The organism is Burkholderia stagnalis (assembly GCF_039848545.1).
GTDB classification, from domain to species: domain Bacteria; phylum Pseudomonadota; class Gammaproteobacteria; order Burkholderiales; family Burkholderiaceae; genus Burkholderia; species Burkholderia stagnalis.
The window spans coordinates 1,479,518-1,499,795 of sequence record NZ_CP156686.1; the positions used below are offsets into that span (position 1 = coordinate 1,479,518).

Here is a 20,278-nt window from a genome sequence, read left to right on the forward strand (position 1 = left end):
TCGAACAACACCGACGCGTAATTGGAGGAAGACACATGCCGTTCGCACCGAAGCATCTCGCCACCGCCCTCACGCTCATCGCGGGCGCCGCCGCCGGCGCCGCGTGGGCGCAGGTTCCGGCCGGCTATCCGGGCAGCTACCAGGGCGTGGTGGACGCCGCGAAGAAGGAAGGCAAGCTGATCGTCTACTCGACGACCGACACGGGCCTCGTACGGCCGCTGATCAAGGATTTCGAAAGCCTGTACGGCGTGAAGGTCGAATACAACGACATGAACAGCACCGAGCTGTACAACCGCTACATCAGCGAGAACGCGGCGAGCAGCACGAGCGCCGACGTGCTGTGGAGCTCGGCGATGGACCTGCAGGTCAAGCTCGTCAACGACGGCCTGATGGCGTCGTACGATTCGCCGGAAAGCCCGAACGTGCCGCAATGGGCGCAATACCAGAAGCAGGCGTACGGCACGACGTTCGAGCCGCTCGCGATCGTCTACAACAAGCGCCTAATTCCGGAGAACGAGGTGCCGAAGACGCGCACCGACCTGATCAAGCTGCTCACGTCGCAACCCGACAAGTTCAAGGGCAAGCTCACGACGTACGACGTCGAGAAATCCGGCGTCGGCTTCAACGCGCTGACGCAGGACGCGCACCTGAACGAAAAGGTCACGTGGGAACTCGTGAAGGCCATCGGCACGACCGGCCCGAAGCTGCAATCGAGCACCGGCGCGATGATGGAGCGCATCTCGTCGGGCGAGAACCTGATCGGCTACAACATCATCGGCTCGTACGCGTACGCGAAGGCGAAGAAGGACAAGTCGATCGGCTACGTATTCCCGAAGGACTACACGCAGGTCGTGAGCCGCCTGGCCACGATCTCGAAGAAGGCGAAGAGCCCGAACGCCGCGAAGCTGTGGGTCGACTACCTGCTGTCGAAGCGCGGCCAGACGCTGATCGCGAACCAGGCCAACCTGTACGCGATCCGCACGGACGTGACCGGCGAAACGTCGGCCGCGAGCCTCACGAAGGAACTCGGCGATTCGCTGAAGCCGATTCCGATCGGCACCGGCCTGCTCGTCTATCTGGACCAGTCGAAGCGGCTCGCGTTCCTGAAGCAATGGCAGCAGGCGATCAAGAGCTGATCCGCTGATTCGCATCGGCCTCGGCTGACCAACGGCCGCCCGCCGCGCATCGCGTGGGCGGCCCCTTCCCCTTACCGACTTCCTAGAGGCGGCCATCCGGATGGCCGCAGGGGCGAACTCATGCTTTCAACCAGCACACGGGCAACGGCGCCGGCCGTTGCGCCCACCATCGACCCGGGCGGCGCGATCCCCGCGCTGCCGGCCAACGGCCTGCAGCCGCTCGCCGGCATGCTGCGCTGGATCGTGATCGCGGTGCTCACCGTCGCGGTCGCGCTGCCGCTCGGCTTCATCCTGTTCCAGAGCCTGCTGTCCGCGCCGTTCTTCGACGCGAACCGCACGCTCGGCGTCGACGGCTTCCGCTTCATCTTCAGCGATCCCGACTTCTGGTCGGCCGTGAAGAACTCGTTCATCATCGCCGGCGGGATGCTGTTCATCTCGATCCCGCTCGGCGGCATCCTCGCGTTCCTGATGGTGCGCACCGACCTGCCCGGCCGCCGCTGGCTCGAGCCGCTGCTGCTCACGCCGGTGTTCGTGTCGCCGATGGTGCTCGCGTTCGGCTACGTCGTCGCGGCCGGCCCGGTCGGCTTCTACTCGGTGTGGTTCAAGGAACTGTTCGGGGTGCAGAACGTGCCCTGGAACGTCTACTCGGTCTTCGCGATCACGCTGATCGTCGGCCTCACGCACGTGCCGCACGTGTACCTGTATTCGTCGGCGGCGCTGCGCAACCTCGGCTCCGACGTCGAGGAAGCGGCGCGCGTGGCCGGCGCGCGGCCGTTCCGCGTCGCGCTCGACGTCAGCCTGCCGATGACGATGCCCGCGCTGCTGTTCGCCGGCGTGCTGGTGTTCTTCCTCGGCTTCGAGGTGTTCGGGCTGCCGCTCGTGCTCGGCGATCCGGAAGGCCACCTCGTGCTCGCGACCTACCTGTACAAGCTGACCAACAAGCTCGGCGTGCCGTCGTATCACCTGATGGCCGCGGTGGCGGTGTGCATCGTCGCGATCACGTTCCCGCTCGTGCTGCTGCAGCGCCGCCTGCTGAAGACGGCGAACCGCTTCGTGACGGTGAAGGGCAAGGCCGGCCGCACGACGGTGCTGCCGCTCGGCGCGTGGCGCTGGGTCGCGCTCGCGATCGTCATGCTGTGGCTCGCGCTCACCGTGGTCGTGCCGATCTCCGGCATCGTGCTGCGCGCGTTCGTGACCAACTGGGGCGAAGGCGTGGCGCTCGGCGAAGTGCTGACGCTGTCGAACTTCATCGAGCTGTTCGAGCAGGACAACCTGGTGCGCGCGATCGTCAACACGCTCGGCATCGGCGTGATCGGCGGCGCGGTGGCGGTCGGCTTCTACTCGCTCGTCGCGTTCGCCGGCCACCGCCGCCACGACTGGGCGACCAGGCTGCTCGACTACCTCGTGCTGCTGCCCCGCGCGGTGCCGGGCCTGCTCGCCGGTCTCGCGTTCCTGTGGATCTTCCTGTTCGTGCCGGGCCTGCGCGAGATCAAGAACTCGATGTGGAGCATCTGGATCGCGTACACGGTCGTGTGGCTCGCATACGGGATGCGCCTGATCCAGAGCGCGCTGCTGCAGGTCGGGCCGGAGCTCGAGGAAGCCGGGCGCAGCGTCGGCGCGACGCGCGGGCGCGTGTCGCTCGACGTGACGCTGCCGCTCGTGCGCTTCGGCCTGCTGGCCGCGTGGCTCCTGATCTTCATGATCTTCGAGCGCGAATATTCGACCGCCGTCTACCTACTGTCGCCCGGCACCGAAGTGATCGGCGCGCTGCTCGTGTCGCTGTGGGCGACCGGCGCCGTCGACCAGGTCGCCGCGCTCTCTGTCATCAACATCGCGATGGTCGGCGCCGGTCTCGGCGTGGCCCTGCGCTTCGGAGTGAAACTTCATGGATAAGCTCATCGTCGACGATCTTCATCTCAGCTACGGCGCGAACCCGATCCTCAAGGGCGTGTCGTTCGAACTGAAAGCCGGCGAAGTCGTGTGCCTGCTCGGCGCGTCGGGCAGCGGCAAGACCACGCTGCTGCGCGCGGTCGCCGGCCTCGAGCAGCCGTCCGACGGCCGCATCCAGCTCGACGACCGGGTGTTCTTCGACGGCGCCAGGCGTATCGACCTGCCGGTCGAACAGCGCTCGCTCGGGCTCGTGTTCCAGTCGTACGCGCTGTGGCCGCACCGCACCGTCGCCGACAACGTCGGCTACGGCCTCAAGCTGCGCCGCGTCGCGCCGGCCGAACAGAAGCGCCGCGTGCAGACCGCGCTCGACCAGCTCGGCCTCGGCCATCTCGCCGAGCGCTTGCCGCACCAGCTGTCGGGCGGCCAGCAGCAGCGCGTCGCAATCGCGCGCGCGCTCGTCTACAACCCGCCGGTGATCCTGCTCGACGAGCCGCTGTCGAACCTCGACGCGAAGCTGCGCGAGGAAGCGCGCGCGTGGCTGCGCGAGCTGATCGTGTCGCTCGGGCTGTCCGCGCTCTGCGTGACGCACGACCAGACCGAGGCGATGGCGATGTCCGACCGCATCCTGCTGCTGCGCAACGGCCGCATCGAGCAGGAAGGCACGCCGGCCGAGCTGTACGGCGCGCCGCGCTCGCTGTACACGGCCGAATTCATGGGCAGCAACAACCGGATCGACGCGCGCGTCGCGGCCGTCGACGGCGAATGCGTGACGCTCGCCGGCGACGGCTGGCAGCTGCGCGCGCTCGCCCGCGACGCGTTCGCGCCGGGCCAGGACGCGCAGGCCGTGATCCGCCTCGAACGCGTGCAGGTGGCCGACGGCCCCGGCGCGAACCGGCTGCAGGCCGACCTCGTCACGTCGATGTATCTCGGCGACCGCTGGGAATACCTGTTCCACTGCGGCGAGCTGCGGCTGCGTGCGTTCGGCCACGTGCCGCGCGCGGCCGGCAAGCACTGGCTCGAATTCCCGACCAACGACTGCTGGGCGTTCGCGAAAGCGGGCTGACCCGCGCGGCGCACCGCGCATCGCACCTCGGCACGCGTCACGGGCGTGCGCCGAGGCGCCGTGCGCGCCACGATTTCCCTCACCTACAACAACCACGGAGACACCGTCAATGAAGTCTTGCGCAGAACGCGCCCTTCGCGCAGTAATCCTGACCGGATCGGCTTCCGCCGCCTGCCTCGCGGCCCCCGCCGCTCACGCGCAGTCGTCGGTCACGATCTACGGGATCATGGACGCCGGCATCGAATACACGAACCACGCTGCACCGGAAGGCGGCAATTCGTTCAAGTTGAAGTCGGGCAACAAGAACACGTCGCGCTGGGGCTTGCGCGGCGTGGAGGATCTCGGCGGCGGGTTGAAGGCCGTGTTCCGCCTCGAAAGCGGGATCGATCTCGCGAACGGCGCGTCCGACGATGGCCCCGACTCGATCTTCGCGCGCCGTGCGACGGTGGGCCTGAAAGGCAAATGGGGCGAGCTGACTCTCGGCCGCAACTTCACCGTCACGTACGACTACATGATGCCGTTCGACCCGATGGGTTACTCGCAAAACTATTCGTGGGCGTCATCGTCGATGGCGACCGGCGGGCGCAAGGACGGCATCTTCTCGCGCTCGTCGAACGCGGTCCGCTACGACGGCGAATTCGGCGGCTTCAAGTTCGGCGCGATGTACGGGTTCGGCAACGTGCCCGGCAGCGTGAAGACCAGCTCGAAGTACGACTTCGCGCTCGGCTACGAGAAGGGGCCGTTCGCCGCGGTGGTCACGTTCGACCGGCAGAACGGCGCGGCCGACAGCGTCACGCCGGCCGATCCGGTCAACTACATCCAGGGCATCCACGCGGGCCTGAGCTACGACTTCGGCAACCTGAAGACGATGGCCGGCTATCGCAATTACAAGCGCACGTTCCGCACGGCCGCGGCGAACCAACTGAGCGACATGTACTGGGTCGGCGGCTCGTATCAGTTCACGCCGGCGTTCTCGCTGATCGCGGCCGTGTATCACCAGAACATCAAGGGCGGCACCGATGCCGATCCGACGCTGGTCTCGGTGCGCGCGAACTACGCGCTGTCGAAGCGCACGGTGCTGTATGCGTCGGGCGGCTTCGCGATCGCTCAGCACGGGCAGAAGGTCGGCCTGTCGCGCGATTTCGCGGGGTATGGCACCACGCAGGTCGGGGCGACCGTCGGGATTCAGCAGCGGTTCTGATGCGCCGGGTGTGAGGAAGCGGCGGGCGATGCGCGTCTCGCGCGCCGCACCGCCCTTCACTTCACTTCGCTTCACCGAACGCGACTCATCCTTCGCCGCGCATCGTGAACACGGGGCGAACGAGCGTGTTCGCGTCGCCCCAGTGTTCACCGACTTCCGACAGCGGCACGGCGCGCGTATCGATCGCCAGGCCCGCCGGCCCGGCCGCGTCGAACACGCCGCGCGCCGCGGCCAGCAAACGCGGCAGCGACACGCTGCCGAGGCCGCTGCCCATCAGCTCGATGGCCGTCGCGCGCAATACGGCGCCCGGCAGCAGCACGTCCGCGCCGCCGATCGAGCCGATCTGCACGAAGCGCAGCGGCCGACCATCGCGCGTCGTCTTCGCGGCTGCGACAAGCAGCGCCCGCGCACTCGCCCCCCACAGATAGTCGAGCACGACGTCGACGCCCGCCCGGAAATGCGGCTCCAGCGCGCGCGCCAGATTGGCGTCGTCCTGCTGCAGCGATACGACGGCATCCGCGCCGGCCGACTGCAATGCTGCCAGCGCTGCCGCATTGCGGCCGGTGGCGATCACCTTCGCCGCGCCCAGGTGCTTTGCGATCCGCACGGCCAGCCGCCCGGACGCGCCGGTCGCGCCGTTGACCAGCACGGTCTCCCCGGCGGCCATGCGCGCGCGCTCGATCAGCGCGGCCCATGACGACATCCCCGGAATCGCGATCGCGGCAGCCGTGACGTCATCGAGCGCGTCGGGCAGCGGCACGCACTGTACGTCGGGCACGACCGTGCGCTCGGCCATCGCGCCGAACGGCGCGAGCGGGCCGAAGAAATAGACGCGCCGGCCGTCTTCGAGGCGCCCTGCGCCGTCAACGCCCGCGATGAACGGGAAGCCGTCCGTCGACGAATAGTGCGAGCCGGACGCCCGGGCCTGCGCGAGCCGGCTCAGTGCGGACGCGGTCACGTCGACCAGCCGGTGGCCGGGCAACGCGTGCGGCGATTCGAATTCGGCAAAAACGGGGCGCTCACCGGCCCCCTTGACGATTGCTGCTTTCATGGGTGCTCTCCTTCAGACGGCCTGCGCCATCACCGTGCGTCGACCCATGCCCGCAACGCAGCGTCGCGGATCTCGAACACGTCGAACAGCCCGAGCGCGCGCAGCGCGGGCAGCACGTCGGCGGCGTCGGCCGCCGCGCGGGAGCGCTCGGCCTCGTCCGCGTGCGGGTCGGTGAGCACGCGCGCATTCGCGAGAAAGGCGCCCACGCTGCCTTTGCGGATCGTCGTGCCGTTGAGGTCGAGCTGGTTGAGGTGGTCGGGAAGCATTTCATCGGCTCGCATCGCGCGGCCCTCCTGAAGGGATGAACATGCGTGGAGTTTAGGGATGCAAATGCGGCCGGGCTCCGGTATAAATGCCATTCGATACCGAATTCCAGCCATGCCGGACGATCCGCTTCTTCCCGCCGACCTCGTGACCTCTTCCGACGGCCCGTTCATTGCCGCCGCCGAGCTGACGCAGCGCGACGCGCGCGTGACCGCGCCGCATCGCCATGCGCGCGGCCAGCTGGTCGGCGCGTTGACCGGCCTGCTGTCGCTCGGCCTCGACGACCAGGACTGGGTCGTGCCGGCGGTTCATGCAATCTGGATTCCGCCGCATTGCGTGCATTCGCTGCGGTCGTTCGGGCCGTTCTCCGGCTGGAGCGTGTTCGTTGCGGAACCGCGCTGCGCATCGCTGCCGCACACGCCGCACGCGATCCGCACCTCCGCGCTGTTGCGCGAGGCGGTGCGGCGCGCAGCCAGCTGGCGCGGCGGCGCGCTCGACGCGGCGCAAGCGCGCGTGGCGGACGTGATCCTCGACGAGATCGCGGCATCGCCGCCGGTCACGCTCGGCCTGCCGCGCCCGCGCGACCCGCGGGTCGGACGGATCACCGACGCGTTGAGCGCCGATCTGGCGGACAACCGCCGTCTCGAGGAATGGGCAGAGTGGGCAGGCATCGCGCCGCGCACGCTGAGCCGCCGCTTCGTCGCCGAAACGGGGTTGACGTTCGCGCAGTGGCGTCAGCAGGCGCGCCTGATGCGCGCGTTGGAGAAGGTGGCCGACGGCGTGCCGGTGACGACGATCGCGCTCGATCTCGGCTACGACAACGTGAGCGCATTCATCGACATGTTCCGGCGAGCGTTTGGGACGACGCCGGGGCGATATATGGAAGCCGGACGCAGCGCACGCCAGGGCGACACCGCGTAGCGCTTTATTGCGCGCTCGCATGCACGCATCGACGGTGGCGGCATTCGATTCGCCGTGCCTTCAGTACGTGCCGTCGCCCTGCTTCGCGGCGTCGGCCGGTTTCCCCTTGAACTGCGCTGCCAACCGCTCCGCGCTTCGCGCCAGCAGCGTCGTATCGACCCCGACCGCGACAAACAACGCCCCCGCTTCGAGATACCGCCGCGCCGCCGCCTCATCGGCGCTGAGAATCCCCGGTGCCTTGCCGGCCGCCTTGATCGCGCGGATCGCGCCGTCGATCGCCGCCTGCACATCCGGATGCCCCGGATTGCCGAGATGCCCGAGATCCGCAGCAAGATCGGCCGGCCCGATGAACACGCCATCGACCCCGTCCACCCGCGCGATCGCGTCGATCGCGTCGAGCCCCGCGCGCGTCTCGACCTGCACGAGCACCGCCATCTCGTCGTTCGCACGGTGCAGGTAATCGCCGACGCGATTCCAGCGCGACGCGCGCGCCAGCGCGCTGCCGACGCCGCGAATCCCGTGCGGCGGATAGCGTGTCGCGGCAACCGCCGCCTGCGCCTCGCCGGCGCTCTGCACCATCGGCACGAGCAGCGTCTGCGCGCCGACGTCGAGCACCTGCTTGATCCGCACCGGATCGTTCCACGGCACCCGCACGACCGGATGCGACGGATACGGCGCGATCGCCTGCAATTGCGCGAGGATCGTCGGCACCGTGTTCGGCGCGTGCTCGCCGTCGATCAGCAGCCAGTCGAAGCCGGCGCCCGCGACCACCTCGGCGCCGTACGGATTCGCCAGCCCGAGCCACAGGCCGACCTGCGCATCGCCACGCGCGAGCGCGGCCTTGAAGGCGTTCGTTGCTATCTGCATCGTCCGTCACTCGAAATGGCACTGGATGGTCCCGAGCGGACCGTAGTCGACGCTGAACGTGTCGCCCGAGCGCGCCGCGCACGGCCGCGTGAACGAGCCGCCGAGCACGATCTGTCCCGGCTCCAGCGCGACGTCGAAGCGTGCAAGCCGGTTCGCGAGCCACACGACGCCGTTGGCCGGATGGTTCAGCACGCCGGCCGCGACGCCCGTCTCCTCGACCACGCCGTTGCGCGACATGATCGCGGCAACCCAGCGCAGGTCGACGTCGGCCGGGCGCACGGGACGCCCGCCGATCACGACGCCGGCGTTCGCCGCGTTGTCGGCGATCGTGTCGAACACCTTGCGCGGGCGCTGGGTGTCGGGGTCGATCGACTGGCTGCGCGCGTCGATGATCTCGAGCGCGGGCACCACGTAATCCACCGCGTCGTACACGTCGAAGATCGTGCAGTTCGGCCCGCTCAGGCGCTTGCCGAGCACGAACGCGAGCTCGACCTCGACGCGCGGCACGATGAAGCGCTGCGTCGGGATCGTGCCGCCGTCGTCGAAGAACATGTCGTCGAGCAGCGCGCCGTAGTCGGGCTCGTCGATCTGCGACGTGTTCTGCATCGCCTTCGACGTGAGGCCGATCTTGTGGCCCTTCAGCGTGCGGCCTTCCGCGAGCTTCACGTCCACCCACGCGCGCTGGATCGCATACGCGTCGTCGATCGTGATGTCCGGGTAGTCGAGCGAGATCTGGCGGATCTGCTTGCGCTCGCGCTCGGCGTCGTGCAGGCGCCGCGCGAGCTGGTCGATGGTGGCGGGTTCGAGCATGGTGGAATCGGGATGGGGTTCAATCGGCCCGCTTGTAGCGGGCGTGAATGTTGTTGTGCTTGTACGAGCCGCTTTCGCTGAATTCGGTCAGCTCCATCGACAGCGCGAGGTAGCGCTGCGCATACAGCTCGGCGAAATGCGCCTTGATCGCGTCGAACAGCGCGTCGCATGCGGCCTGCTTCTGCGCGTCGCTGCGGCCCGAGCCGATCTTCAGCGTCACGTGGACGAATGCATCGTCCCCGGTGCCGTCCGCGACGCAGTAATCGTGCAGCTCGATCGCGCGCGAACGGATGCCGCCGGTCGGAAACACGCCGCCCTGCGCGATCAGCGTCGCGTTGATCGTGCGCAGCAGCGCGGGAATGCGCGCGTCGTCGCGAATGTTCGCGGTGTACTCGACGACGATGTGTGGCATGTCGGTTCTCCTGGAAGGACGTCGCGCGCGGGTCAGGCGAGCGGGAAGATCGCGTTGATCTGCCCGGTGCCCGAGCTCGCGAAGTAGTCGGTGACGATCTCGACGGGCTTGTCGTAACGGTCCCAGCCGAGCAGGCCGAGCAGCATCGCGGTGTCGTGCATGCCGCCTTCGCCGTGGCAATGGAGGTTGTACTCGGGCAGCATCGCGCAGAACGTCTTGAAGTCGCCCTGCTTCCACAGCTCGACCACGCGCAGGTCGACCTGCCGGAAGAATTCGCGGCTGATCTCGTGGATCGATTCCTCCGGGCTGCCGTTGTCGTTGAAGCGGTGCGACAGCGAGCCGCTCGCGAGGAACGCGACGTTCGCATCGCTGCGCTCGATCGCGTCGAGCAGCGCCTCGCCGAAGCGACGGCTCTCGTCGAGCGTGTGCCACATGCACCAGCCCGCGATCGACACGACCTTGAAATGCTGGTCGCCGTTCATGTAGCGCATCGGCACCAGCGTGCCGTATTCGAGCTCGAGGCTGTCGATCTCGTGCGCGCGCGTCGCGATGCCGCGCGCCGTCGCCGTTTCGGCGATCAGCCGGCCGAGCGCCGGATTGCCCGGATACGCGTACTGCATGTCGCGGATGAAATGCGGCAGCTCGTTGCTCGTATAGGTGCCGGCGAAGCGCGCATTGCAGTTCACGTGATAGCCCGCGTTGACGAGCCAGTGCACGTCCGACACGACGATCGTGTCGACGCCGAGCGCGCGGCAGCGCTCGCCGATCACCTGATGGCCGCGGATCGCCGCCTCGCGGCAGCCGTGATGCCTGCCGGGCAGCTCCGACAGGTACATCGACGGCACGTGCGTAATCTTCGCGGCGAGGGACAGTTTGCCCATCGTAAGCCTCCGTAAGTCTCCGTCTCGTTCTTATACGCGCCGCTTAGACGCCCCAGCGCGGAATGTGATGCGAACCCATCGAGATGCAAACGTTCTTGATCTCCGCGAACACCTCGAAGCTGTATTCGCCGCCCTCGCGCCCGGTGCCCGACTCCTTCACGCCGCCGAACGGCTGGCGCAGGTCGCGCACGTTCTGGCTGTTTACGAACACCATCCCGGCCTCGATGCCGCGCGCGAGGCGATGCACCTTGCCGACGTCCTGCGTCCAGATATACGACGCGAGGCCGTAGCTCGTATCGTTCGCGAGCCGCAGCCCGTCCTCTTCGGAGTCGAACGGAATCAGGCACGCGACCGGGCCGAAGATCTCTTCCTGCGCGATGCGCATCCGGTTGTCGACGTCGGCGAACACGGTCGGCCGCACGAAGTTGCCGTTGCGCAGAGCGTCGGGCAGCCCCGCCGGCTTGTCCGCGCCGCCCGCGACGACGCGCGCGCCCTCCTGCTCGCCGATGCGGATGTAGCCCGTCACCTTCTCCCAGTGCTGTCGCGTGATCATCGCGCCGAGCTGGGTCGCCGGGTCGGACGGATCGCCGACCACGAGATTGTTCGCGCGGCGCGCGAATTCCTGCACGAAGCGATCGTAGATCGTGCGCTGCACGAAGATCCGCGAGCCGGCCGTGCAGCGTTCGCCATTGATCGAGAAGATCGTGAACAGCGAGGCGTCGAGCGCGCGGTCGAAATCGGCGTCGTCGAAGATCAGCACCGGCGACTTGCCGCCGAGCTCCATCGAGTATTTCTTCAGGCCCGCACGCTCCATGATCCGCTTGCCGGTGACCGTGCCGCCGGTAAACGACACCGCGCGCACGTCCGGGTGCCGCACGAGCGCATCGCCGGCGGTTGCGCCATAGCCCTGCACGACGTTCAGCACGCCGGGCGGAATGCCGGCTTCGAGCGCGAGCCGGCCGAGCTGGTCGGCCGTCAGCGGCGACAGCTCGGACATCTTCAGCACCGCCGTGTTGCCGAGCGCGAGGCACGGCGCCGTCTTCCACGTGGCGGTCATGAACGGCACGTTCCACGGCGACACCAGCGCGCATACGCCGACCGGCTGGTACAGCGTGTAGTTCAGCATCTGGTCGTCGACCGGATACGTGCGGCCGTTCATCTGCACGCACACTTCCGCGAAGAAATTGAAGTTCTCCGACGCGCGCGGAATCAGCTGCTTGCTCGTCTGCGCGATCGGCAGGCCCGTATCCTTCGTTTCGAGCGCCGCGAGCATCGGCACGTTCTTCTCGATCAGCTCGCCGAGCTTGCGCATCAGCTTCGCGCGCTCCTTCGCGGGCGTGTTCGCCCACTTCGGGAACGCTTCCTTCGCCGCGCGCACCGCCGCGTCGACTTCCGCTTCGCCGCCCGACGCGACCTCGGTAATCACGTCGCCCGTCGCGGGATTCAGCGTGGCGAACGTGTCGCGGCTTGCGACTTCCCGGCCGTCGATCCAGTGCTTGATGGTCATCTGCTCTCCTTGTGCGGCGGGCTCAGCCGGCGCGATAGTAGTCGTGTTCGGCGACGATCGTGTTCACGAGCCGGCCGATGCCTTCGATTTCGGTGACGACCTCGTCGCCCGGCTGCGTATCCGCGAGCCCTTCGGGCGTGCCGGTGAGGATCAGGTCGCCCGGCGCGAGCGTCATGAAGCCGCTGATGTGCTCGATCAGCGCCGGCACGTCGAAGATCATGTCGCGCGTGCTGCCGCGCTGCGTCTCGCGGCCGTTCACCGTCGTGCGCAAGGCCAGGTCGCCTGGGTCGCCGATCTCGTCGCGGCTGACGAGCCAGGGCCCGAGCGGCGTGCAGGTGTCGCGGTTCTTCACGCGCAGGTTCGGCCGGTAGTAGTTCTCGAGGTAATCGCGGATCGCGTAGTCGTTCGCGACCGTGTAGCCGGCCACGTAATCGAGCGCCTGCGCGCGGCGCACGCCGCGCGCGGGGCGGCCGATCACGACCGCCAGCTCGCACTCGTAATGCATGTGCGTCGCGTCGGCGGGCCGCACGGTGCGCGCGCGATGGCCGACGAACGTGTTCGGCCCCTTCAGGAAGATCAGCGGCTCGCTCGGCGCCTTGAACGCGAGTTCCTTCGCATGGTCCGCATAGTTGAGGCCGAGCGCGAACGTCGTGCGCGGCGCGACGGGCGGCAGCCAGCCCACCTCGCCTTCCGCGACGACGGCCCCCGTGTCGAGCCGGATCAGGCCATCGCCGGCCGGCTCGGCGGCATGCAATGCACCGTTGTAGGTCACGCGTGCGGTTTTCATCGGGCAGCCTCCTCGATCAGCGTATGCCGCAACGTGCCGATGCCGACTGCGGCAATCTCGATTCGGCTGCCGGCCTTCGCGCGCGGCGCGCCGCCCGGCACGCCGAGCAGCAGCACGTCGCCGGCGTCGAACGACATGAACGCCGACACGTCGGCGATCAGTTGCCGCACCGGCCGGACCAGCGTGGCCGTCGACGCGGCCTGCGCGACGTGGCCGTCGATCCGCACGGTCACGCCGATCGCGTCGACATCGGCGAGCGCGCCGGGCGGCACGATCGCCGGCCCGAGCGGGCAGAACCCGTCGCGGCACTTGTAGCGCACGGCGGGACGGTAATAGTCGGGATGCGGGACGGACACGTCGCTCGCGAGCGTGAAGCCGTGCACGTAGTCGAGCGCGCGCGCCGCGGCCACCCGGGTCGCGCGGCGGCTGAACACCACCGCGACCGACGCGCCGATCTCCAGCGCGTCGACGCCGGCCGGCACGACCACGGCCGCGCCGTCGGCGACGTGCGTGTTGGCGGGCTTGATGTACAGCACCGGCGCCTGCGGCGGCCGCCCGTAAGGCGGCTGGTGCGCCGCATCGCCGAGCGCGTCGCGCGCGGCGCGCTCGTTGAGCAGCGCACCGTAGACGGTACCGATGGCGACCGGCAGCGGCGGCGCCGCCGCGGCGGTCGTGCAAGACAGCTCCATGCGTCATTCCCCTGCCGCGCGTCGCGGCGCATCGTCAATACTTAACATCTTAAGTAAACAATCGTGCGCTGACAACCGCGATTACCCTGATACGTGAAATTCGTCACGACCGCCTGTTAAGATTGGCGCGTCCCCGTCCATCCCCGCACCTCGATGAACCGTACGCTCGACCACCGCAATCTGGCCATGCTGCTGCTCGAAGCCCGAGAAACGCTGATGGGGCTGTTCCGCCCCATTCTCAAGGAATTTGCGTTGACCGAACAGCAATGGCGGATCATCCGCGTGCTCGACGGCGAAGCGTCGCACGCGCTCGAAGCGGGGCAGATCGCGCGGCGCTGCTGCATCCTGAGCCCGAGCCTCACGGGCGTGCTGGAGCGGATGGAGCGCGACGGCCTGATCAGGCGCACGCGCGCGCAGGAAGATCAGCGCAGGCTGCTCGTGAGCCTGACGCCGCAAAGCCGGAAACTCGTATCGGAAATCGGCCCGCGCATCGACGAGCAGTACCGGCTGCTCGAGGAGCGCTTCGGCCCGGCCGCGCTCGACGACATCTACCGCGCGCTCGACCGGCTGATCGAGCTCGGCGCCGGCGAGCCGTCGTAAGCGGCGCGCGCGGTCAGGCCGCGCCGCGCATCAGTTCGGTCACCGCGACGCCGCGCGAGGTGCGCATGCATTCCTCGACGTAGTCGACGAACGGCAGCGGTTCGAAATCGATTTCGTCGCGCACGCGGCTGTTGTCGAACACGCGGTCCGCGGCCGAGAATTCCGCGAAGCGCTGCAGCGCCTTGCCGATCACGCGTTCGAGCGCCGGATCGTTGCGCCCCAGCACGTCGCGCACGACCAACGGCAGTTCCGCCGCCGCGCATGCCGCGTAGCGCGGCGCGCCCGTCATGCCCGCCGCCTCGTCCATCGCGCGCACGATCTGCGCGACCATCGGCGCCTCGACGCCCGCGGACACATGGTAGACATCGTGCGCGAGCGCCGGCTTGACCGCCAGCAGCATCGTCGCGCGCGCGACGTCGTCGACCGACACGATGTCGATGCGCGTCATCGGCCGCGCCGTGTAGCGGCGCGCCGCATGCACGAGGCGGAACATCCAGAACGAATTCGGCCACGGCCGCGTGCCGAGCACCGTATGCCCGACGACGTGCGACGGACGCACGATCACGAGCGGCAGCCCGAGCGCGCGCAGGCGCGCCTCCATCTCGCGCTTCGCATGCAGGTAGTCGGCCGCCAGCACGGCGCCCGCCAGCGCCGCGCCCGAATCCCTCGCGTCGCAGCCCTGCGCGTCCTCCAGCACGATGCCGCCCCGGCCGCCGCGCACGAACGCGGTGCCGACGTACGCGAAGCGCTGCAGCTGCGCGGCCTGCGCGAACCCCTCGGCAAAGCGCAGCGAGGCGTCGAGGTCGGCCTGCAGGTGCGCGCCGTCCGCCACTGACGGACGGCCCGCGCAGTGGATCACGTGCGTCGCCTGCGCGAGACGGCCCGCGTCGGCGCCGCGCCAGACGTCGCCGAGCGAGCCGACGATCACGTTCGCGTCGGTCAGGCGCGACGCCCAATATGGCGCGAGCCCCGCGCGCAGCGCCGCCTCGCGCAGCCGCTCGACCGCGTGACCGCGATCCTGCGCGCGCACGATGCACACCACGCGTTCGAGCAGCCCCGCGTTGACGAGCGCCGTCAGCACGGTGCTGCCGATGAAACCGGTCGCGCCCGTCAGCACCAGCCGCCCGACGTTCGCCGCGGCCACCGGCGCGCTGGACGGCGATACGAGGCTCGTGCGCCAGTTGAGCGACAGGGCGGTTTTCCAGTTCAGCACGGAACTTCTCTCCTTCAAGATTCGTCGGGCGGCGGGATGTCGGGCGCATGGGCGCCGGGCATGGGACCTGTCTGACAGGTCGCGACTGGAGTGCGCCCGGGGGGTGCCCCGATCCGGGGCCCGCCCGCAAGGGGTGTCGGCACGAGGGGAATGCAGGCGCCGCCGCGGACTGACGCCGCGGCGCTGGATCGGGACTGCGCCAGTGTGGGGCCGGACCGGCGCCGCGTCTGTCCTGAAAGTTTTGCGAAAGTGTGCGAATTTGTATGCGTTTGTCGGAGTGTGTCGCCCGGGTGGCCGCTGTCCCGCTTTCGCCGCAGCCGATCCGCCCCCCTGAAGCAGCGACCGCCGGCCGGCGCGACACATCGACGCGCCCCCGCGCCCCGGCAATTGCCCCGCCGCGACGGGCAACCGGCCGCCGCCGACGTTGCGCCGCCTGCAGCGGGCGTCACACGGCGTGCATATTGCGCAACCTGTTTCATCAGGCGTCATTTCATGCGGATTGCGAATGCACCCCGCGTTTATTTATTGCGCGCTGCGTCTTGCGTTTCAGCGCAGGAAATCTAGACTTATCAGGTCGTACGGTCGAATGTTCATTTTCTCAAGGAGACGATCTAATGCGCCTCACCATTCGAATTAATGGCAGCGAATCAGCGGCCCGGCAGTCTTTTGCCGTGCTGTGGGTCGACACCGACGAAGGGCTCTGGTCTCGCGAGGCACATCAAGGTATCGATCTTCCGACCTGGGGCAAGGTCAAGGACGTCGAGGGCGCAATGGCGCTCTGTGCGGCTGACAGCGGCAAGGCCGTCTGCAAGCTGCAGGGTTTGTCGTTCGATGCGAAGCAGCGCGAACAAGGCACTGCCGAGCTCGCAGGCGAGCACGCAAAAGGTGCATGGCGCCTGCAGGAAGTCGACACATGCACGATCCAGCCGGAATACAAGGAATTTATTTCCGTCGATCGATAGGTATTTTTGACGTGTATTGTCTGCGGTTTTCGGGTTTATTCCAGTTTTATCGAATTCGTTTTTCCGTTCCGCGATTTTGGACGCCCCCGCCGGGGCGTTTTTAATTTTCGATTTCATGAATTAATCAGGGCCGGGTTAATTCGCCGGTTTTGCTGCATTCCGGTGCACGCATCGCCTGTCGCCGGACCGCCCTCCTGCTTCCTGTCCTCACCTCTTCCGGCCGACCATCGGGCGCCCCCGTGCGCCTGCTTCCGCCTCCGATCCGGCCCGGTTTTGCGATTGCTCACACACTTTCCCCACACTGCGATTACTCATTTATTACAATCGCATTATTCAGACTGCCCCGCCGCCGCGTCGCGGCCCGATCCTGCCCTCGCATGAGCGTGAAAAACAAGACCCATCCCGCCGATCCGTACGCCGCGGCAACGAAGCACCCCATGCTCGCGTCGCGCCTGCCGATGTGGCGCTCGAAGCTGATCGTGATCATCGTGTTCCTCGCGTTCGCCGCGTTGATCGCCCGCGCGTTCTGGGTGCAGGTCGCCAACCAGGACTTCTACGTCGGCCAAGGCCAGAAGCGCTACCAGCGCACGATCGAGCTCGACGCGATGCGCGGCAGCATCGTCGATCGCAACGGCGCGATGCTCGCCGTGAGCCTGTCGACCTACGAAATCTGGGCGAACCCGAAGCAGGTCGCCGAAGCCGACTATCCGCAAATCTCCAAGCTGCTCGACATGCCGCTCGCCGAGGTGAAGCGCCGCCTCGGCCACGACCGCACCTTCGTGCTGCTCAAGCGCCAGATCGACGCCGACACCGCGAGCCGCCTCGACAAGCTCGAGATCGGCGGCATCACGCAGATCGCCGATTCGAAACGCTTCTACCCGGAAGGCGAATCGGCCGCGCACGTGGTCGGCTTCACGAACGTCGAGGACAAGGGCCAGGAAGGCGTCGAGCTGGCCGCCAACGCGCCGCTGTCGGGCACCGCCGGACAGCGCGAGGTGATCCGCGACCGGCTCGGCCGCATCGTGTCGGATACGCGCCCGCTCGTGCCGGCGCAGCACGGCGCGACGATCGAGCTGACGATCGACCGGCGCATCCAGCAGCTCGCGTTCAGCCAGCTCAAGCAGGCGGTGGTCGCGAACAACGCGCAGGCCGGCAGCGTCGTCGTGCTCGACGCGCAGAACGGCGAAATCCTCGCGCTCGCCAATTACCCGACCTTCGACCCGAACGACCGCGCGCGCCTCACCGGCCAGCAATTGCGCAACCGCGCGGTGATCGACACGTTCGAACCCGGCTCGACGATCAAGCCGCTCGTCGTCGCGCTGTCGATCGACGAGCGCAAGGTGACGCCGAACACGATCATCAACACGGGCCCCGGTACCTACAAAATCGGGCCGGCGGTGATCCACGACACCTCCAACCACGGCTCGCTGACCGTCGCGCAGGCACTGCAGAAGTCGAGCAACGTCGCGCTCGCGAAGCTCGCGCTGAACCTGCCGGCCGAGACGATCTGGAACAAATACCAGGAATACGGGATCGGCCGCGCGCCGGAACTGACGTTCCCCGGCGTGGCGTCGGGCCGGCTGCGGCCCCATAAACGCTGGCGGCCGATCGAGCAGGCGACGATGGCGTACGGCTACGGGCTGTCGATGTCGCTGCTGCAGATCGCGCAGATGTACACCGCCTACGCGGGCGACGGCACGCTGCACCCCGTGTCGCTGCTGAAGAACGGCAACGACAAGCAGACGCTCGACGCGCATCGCGGCCATCGCGTGACGTCGCCGCAGACGGCGGCGGCGATCCGCTCGATGCTCGAGATGGCGGTCGGCGAAGGCGGCACCGGCCGCCGCGCGCGCGTCGACGGCTACCGGATCGGCGGCAAGACCGGCACGGCCCGCAAGCAGGTCGGCGCGACCTATGCGAAAGGCAAGTACCGCGCGCTGTTCGCCGGCATGGCGCCGATGAGCAACCCGCGCCTGATCGTCGCGGTGATGATCGACGAGCCGCGCGGCCAGGGCTACTACGGCGGCACGGTCGCCGGGCCGGTGTTCTCGTCGGTCACGAGCGGCTCGCTGCAATTGCTCGGCGTGCCGCCGGACACGCCCGTCGAGCCGGACAAGCTCGCGCCGCCGAAGGCCAGCGCGCAGGCGCCGGCCTCGGCCGCGCCGCGCGCGTGACCGTTGCCCCCGCCCTCCGACGCTTCCTGACGCTCGAGACGTTCTACTGAGAGGACGGCCCGGCGCGCGTGTCGACACGCGTGCGCCGGCGCCGTTCGTCAATGCGCGTGGGCGGGCGCGGCCGGCATCGTCATCCGCGCGAGCACGTGGTCGGTCATCCCGCGCGCCAGCTCCGTCTCGCCCATGAACACCGTGCCGACGCCCTCGCTCGCGAGCAGCGCGGCCTCGTCGCCGCTGTTCGTGCACAGCGCGACCTCCAGCGACGGGTTCAGCGTGCGCGAGATCTCGACGATCTGCCGCACGTCGAACACGTCCGGCAGCGTGACGACGAGCATCCCCGCGCGCGCGATGTGCGCCTGCACGAGCACGATCGGCTCGACCGCATCGCCGGACACCGCCGCGACGCCGTCTTCGCGCAGCTTCTCGACGATCTCGCGGTTCTGCTCGACCACCACGTACGCAATCCGGCGCTCGTCGAGCGCCTGCGCGATCCGCGCGCCGACCTTGCCGTAGCCGACGATCACGACCTGCCCGGTCAGGTGGGTCTGCGGCGTGGACATCGGCAGCGCGGCGAGCGGATCGTCGCGCGCGTCGAGCCGCCGCGCGAACGCCGAATGCTTGCGGATCCACGCGAGCGCCGGATCGATCATCGCGAACGCGAGCGAATTCAGCGCGATCGAGATCAGCGCGACTGCGAGAATCAGGTTCTGCCCTTCCGGCGACAGCAGCCCGAGCGAATGGCCGAGCCCGGCGAGGATGAACGAGAACTCGCCGATCTGCGCGAGGCCCGCGCCGACGATCAGCGCCGTATTGAGCGGATAGCGGAACGCAAGCACGAGCGCGACCGCCGCGAGCGTCTTGCCGACCAGCACGATCGCCGCGACCTCGATCACGTGCAGCGGCTCGTCGAGCAGCACCTTCGGGTCGAACAGCATGCCGACCGAGATGAAGAACAGCACGGAGAACGCGTCGCGCAGCGGCAGCGTCTCGTCGGCCGCGCGCCGGCTGAATTCGGATTCGCGCATCATCATCCCGGCGAAGAACGCGCCGAGCGCGAACGACACGTCGAACAGCTTCGCCGCGCCGAACGCGATGCCGACCGCCGCCGCGATCATGCACAGCGTGAACAGCTCGCGCGAGCCGGTGCGGGCCACGAGCCACAGAATGCGCGGAAACACCCGCTTGCCGACCACGAGCATCAGCGCGATGAACGCGGCCACCTTCAGCATCGTGACGCCGAGCGTGCCCCACAGGCTGCCGCCGGCCGCGTGCGCGCCGCCGGGCGGCGTGCCGCCGAGCAGCCCCGCGACGGGCGGCAGCAGCACCAGCACGAGCACCATCACGAGATCCTCGACGACGAGCCAGCCGACCGCGATGCGCCCGTTCACCGATTCGACGAGCCCGCGCCCCTCGAGTGCGCGCAACAGCACGACGGTGCTCGCGACCGACAGCGCGAGCCCGAACACGAGCGCCGCGCCGATGCTCCAGTCCCAGGCGAGCGCGAGCCCGCCGCCGAGCAGCGTCGCCACCGTGATCTGCACGATCGCGCCGGGCAGCGCGATCTTGCGCACCGCGAGCAGGTCGCCGAGCGAGAAATGCAGCCCGACCCCGAACATCAGCAGCATCACGCCGACCTCGGCGAGCTGCTGCGCGAGCGACAGATCGCCGACGAAGCCGGGCGTACCGGGGCCGATCACGACCCCGGCGAGCAAATAGCCGACCAGCGGCGGCATCTTCAGCAGCGACGCGAGATAACCGAAGATCATCGCGAGACCGAAACCGGCCGCGAGCAAAGCAATCAGGCTGACGTCATGTGGCATCCCCCCTCCCTTGTCTGTGTAACCGTTTAG

Annotated in this window: 19 protein-coding genes; 8 read left to right on the top strand and 11 right to left on the bottom strand. The window is 68.4% G+C overall.

Going from position 1 to position 20,278, the window contains the following annotated elements; genetic code table 11:
• Positions 1-35 precede the first annotated feature (35 nt).
• The 4 genes from ABFO07_RS23325 to ABFO07_RS23340 all read left to right on the top strand — a co-directional run bounded on the left by ABFO07_RS23325 (position 36) and on the right by ABFO07_RS23340 (position 5,290).
• The gene (locus ABFO07_RS23325) at positions 36-1,136 is read left to right on the top strand and encodes an ABC transporter substrate-binding protein (protein ID WP_059561170.1); all 1,101 of its coding nucleotides are present in this window, start codon (positions 36-38) and stop codon (positions 1,134-1,136) included.
• A 120-nt stretch (positions 1,137-1,256) separates the two neighbouring features.
• Positions 1,257-3,029 carry an ABC transporter permease gene (locus ABFO07_RS23330; protein WP_059807936.1) on the top strand — a complete coding sequence of 591 codons (1,773 nt, stop codon included), beginning with the start codon at positions 1,257-1,259 and terminating at the stop codon, positions 3,027-3,029.
• Positions 3,022-4,089, top strand: a complete 1,068-nt coding sequence (locus tag ABFO07_RS23335; RefSeq protein WP_124515978.1) for an ABC transporter ATP-binding protein — start codon at positions 3,022-3,024, stop codon at positions 4,087-4,089. Before ABFO07_RS23330 ends, ABFO07_RS23335 begins: the two co-directional genes overlap by 8 nt.
• A 109-nt stretch (positions 4,090-4,198) precedes the next feature.
• A complete protein-coding gene (locus ABFO07_RS23340) occupies positions 4,199-5,290 on the top strand; it encodes a porin (protein ID WP_124515979.1) in 1,092 nt (363 codons plus the stop codon).
• Positions 5,291-5,375: 85 nt separating this feature from the next.
• Here the strand turns inward: ABFO07_RS23340 and ABFO07_RS23345 are convergent, their stop codons facing one another.
• A complete protein-coding gene (locus ABFO07_RS23345; RefSeq protein ID WP_347469640.1) occupies positions 5,376-6,341 on the bottom strand; it encodes a quinone oxidoreductase family protein in 966 nt (321 codons plus the stop codon).
• Between the two features lie 29 nt (positions 6,342-6,370).
• The gene (locus ABFO07_RS23350; protein WP_042587756.1) at positions 6,371-6,622 is read right to left on the bottom strand and encodes a hypothetical protein; all 252 of its coding nucleotides are present in this window, start codon (positions 6,620-6,622) and stop codon (positions 6,371-6,373) included.
• 97 nt (positions 6,623-6,719) lie between these two features.
• Between ABFO07_RS23350 and ABFO07_RS23355 the strand changes: the two genes are divergently transcribed.
• Positions 6,720-7,526 (top strand): AraC family transcriptional regulator, encoded by an 807-nt coding sequence (locus tag ABFO07_RS23355; RefSeq protein WP_059989111.1) that lies wholly within the window; start codon positions 6,720-6,722, stop codon positions 7,524-7,526.
• Positions 7,527-7,586: 60 nt separating this feature from the next.
• Here the strand turns inward: ABFO07_RS23355 and hpaI are convergent, their stop codons facing one another.
• Genes hpaI through ABFO07_RS23390 form a run of 7 tightly spaced genes read right to left on the bottom strand, consistent with a single transcriptional unit; the run spans position 7,587 to position 13,479 of the window.
• On the bottom strand, positions 7,587-8,393 hold the full coding sequence (gene hpaI / locus ABFO07_RS23360; protein WP_059561186.1) for a 4-hydroxy-2-oxoheptanedioate aldolase: 807 nt from the start codon (positions 8,391-8,393) through the stop codon (positions 7,587-7,589).
• A 6-nt stretch (positions 8,394-8,399) separates the two neighbouring features.
• Complete coding sequence (hpaH, locus tag ABFO07_RS23365) at positions 8,400-9,203, bottom strand: 2-oxo-hept-4-ene-1,7-dioate hydratase (protein ID WP_059883691.1); 804 nt, start codon at positions 9,201-9,203, stop codon at positions 8,400-8,402.
• 19 nt (positions 9,204-9,222) lie between these two features.
• Positions 9,223-9,615 (bottom strand): 5-carboxymethyl-2-hydroxymuconate Delta-isomerase, encoded by a 393-nt coding sequence (locus ABFO07_RS23370; RefSeq protein ID WP_059561194.1) that lies wholly within the window; start codon positions 9,613-9,615, stop codon positions 9,223-9,225.
• 32 nt (positions 9,616-9,647) lie between these two features.
• A complete protein-coding gene (gene hpaD / locus ABFO07_RS23375) occupies positions 9,648-10,496 on the bottom strand; it encodes a 3,4-dihydroxyphenylacetate 2,3-dioxygenase (protein ID WP_059807962.1) in 849 nt (282 codons plus the stop codon).
• A gap of 43 nt (positions 10,497-10,539) precedes the next feature.
• On the bottom strand, positions 10,540-12,003 hold the full coding sequence (gene hpaE, locus ABFO07_RS23380; protein ID WP_060351723.1) for a 5-carboxymethyl-2-hydroxymuconate semialdehyde dehydrogenase: 1,464 nt from the start codon (positions 12,001-12,003) through the stop codon (positions 10,540-10,542).
• Between the two features lie 22 nt (positions 12,004-12,025).
• Entirely contained in the window at positions 12,026-12,790 is a 765-nt protein-coding gene (locus ABFO07_RS23385) for a fumarylacetoacetate hydrolase family protein (protein WP_059883693.1), read from the bottom strand.
• Positions 12,787-13,479: a fumarylacetoacetate hydrolase family protein gene (locus ABFO07_RS23390; RefSeq protein WP_060013536.1), complete on the bottom strand. Its 693-nt coding sequence runs from the start codon at positions 13,477-13,479 to the stop codon at positions 12,787-12,789. The genes ABFO07_RS23385 and ABFO07_RS23390 overlap by 4 nt, the downstream gene beginning before the upstream one ends.
• A 153-nt stretch (positions 13,480-13,632) precedes the next feature.
• Between ABFO07_RS23390 and hpaR the strand changes: the two genes are divergently transcribed.
• The gene (hpaR, locus tag ABFO07_RS23395) at positions 13,633-14,079 is read left to right on the top strand and encodes a homoprotocatechuate degradation operon regulator HpaR (protein WP_059561211.1); all 447 of its coding nucleotides are present in this window, start codon (positions 13,633-13,635) and stop codon (positions 14,077-14,079) included.
• Between the two features lie 13 nt (positions 14,080-14,092).
• On the opposite strand, the gene ABFO07_RS23400 is transcribed toward hpaR, so the two are convergent.
• Positions 14,093-15,292 carry an SDR family oxidoreductase gene (locus ABFO07_RS23400; protein ID WP_059883695.1) on the bottom strand — a complete coding sequence of 400 codons (1,200 nt, stop codon included), beginning with the start codon at positions 15,290-15,292 and terminating at the stop codon, positions 14,093-14,095.
• Between the two features lie 614 nt (positions 15,293-15,906).
• Between ABFO07_RS23400 and ABFO07_RS23405 the strand changes: the two genes are divergently transcribed.
• Complete coding sequence (locus ABFO07_RS23405) at positions 15,907-16,254, top strand: DUF3564 family protein (RefSeq protein ID WP_059561217.1); 348 nt, start codon at positions 15,907-15,909, stop codon at positions 16,252-16,254.
• 377 nt (positions 16,255-16,631) lie between these two features.
• Positions 16,632-18,428, top strand: a complete 1,797-nt coding sequence (locus ABFO07_RS23410; RefSeq protein ID WP_059807977.1) for a peptidoglycan D,D-transpeptidase FtsI family protein — start codon at positions 16,632-16,634, stop codon at positions 18,426-18,428.
• Positions 18,429-18,526: 98 nt separating this feature from the next.
• Here the strand turns inward: ABFO07_RS23410 and ABFO07_RS23415 are convergent, their stop codons facing one another.
• Positions 18,527-20,248: a cation:proton antiporter gene (locus ABFO07_RS23415; protein WP_059807980.1), complete on the bottom strand. Its 1,722-nt coding sequence runs from the start codon at positions 20,246-20,248 to the stop codon at positions 18,527-18,529.
• Positions 20,249-20,278 lie beyond the last annotated feature (30 nt).

Bases quoted from the DNA above. Each gene is read 5' to 3' on its own strand.
- hpaR (WP_059561211.1), top strand. From the start codon at position 13,633: ATGAACCGTACGCTCGACCACCGCAATCTGGCCATGCTGCTGCTCGAA.
- hpaD (WP_059807962.1), bottom strand. From the start codon at position 10,496: ATGGGCAAACTGTCCCTCGCCGCGAAGATTACGCACGTGCCGTCGATG.
- ABFO07_RS23415 (WP_059807980.1), bottom strand. From the start codon at position 20,248: ATGCCACATGACGTCAGCCTGATTGCTTTGCTCGCGGCCGGTTTCGGT.
- ABFO07_RS23410 (WP_059807977.1), top strand. From the start codon at position 16,632: ATGAGCGTGAAAAACAAGACCCATCCCGCCGATCCGTACGCCGCGGCA.
- ABFO07_RS23355 (WP_059989111.1), top strand. From the start codon at position 6,720: ATGCCGGACGATCCGCTTCTTCCCGCCGACCTCGTGACCTCTTCCGAC.
- hpaE (WP_060351723.1), bottom strand. From the start codon at position 12,003: ATGACCATCAAGCACTGGATCGACGGCCGGGAAGTCGCAAGCCGCGAC.
- ABFO07_RS23330 (WP_059807936.1), top strand. From the start codon at position 1,257: ATGCTTTCAACCAGCACACGGGCAACGGCGCCGGCCGTTGCGCCCACC.
- ABFO07_RS23340 (WP_124515979.1), top strand. From the start codon at position 4,199: ATGAAGTCTTGCGCAGAACGCGCCCTTCGCGCAGTAATCCTGACCGGA.
- ABFO07_RS23390 (WP_060013536.1), bottom strand. From the start codon at position 13,479: ATGGAGCTGTCTTGCACGACCGCCGCGGCGGCGCCGCCGCTGCCGGTC.
- ABFO07_RS23370 (WP_059561194.1), bottom strand. From the start codon at position 9,615: ATGCCACACATCGTCGTCGAGTACACCGCGAACATTCGCGACGACGCG.
- ABFO07_RS23405 (WP_059561217.1), top strand. From the start codon at position 15,907: ATGCGCCTCACCATTCGAATTAATGGCAGCGAATCAGCGGCCCGGCAG.
- ABFO07_RS23335 (WP_124515978.1), top strand. From the start codon at position 3,022: ATGGATAAGCTCATCGTCGACGATCTTCATCTCAGCTACGGCGCGAAC.
- ABFO07_RS23325 (WP_059561170.1), top strand. From the start codon at position 36: ATGCCGTTCGCACCGAAGCATCTCGCCACCGCCCTCACGCTCATCGCG.
- hpaH (WP_059883691.1), bottom strand. From the start codon at position 9,203: ATGCTCGAACCCGCCACCATCGACCAGCTCGCGCGGCGCCTGCACGAC.
- ABFO07_RS23345 (WP_347469640.1), bottom strand. From the start codon at position 6,341: ATGAAAGCAGCAATCGTCAAGGGGGCCGGTGAGCGCCCCGTTTTTGCC.
- ABFO07_RS23350 (WP_042587756.1), bottom strand. From the start codon at position 6,622: ATGCGAGCCGATGAAATGCTTCCCGACCACCTCAACCAGCTCGACCTC.
- hpaI (WP_059561186.1), bottom strand. From the start codon at position 8,393: ATGCAGATAGCAACGAACGCCTTCAAGGCCGCGCTCGCGCGTGGCGAT.
- ABFO07_RS23385 (WP_059883693.1), bottom strand. From the start codon at position 12,790: ATGAAAACCGCACGCGTGACCTACAACGGTGCATTGCATGCCGCCGAG.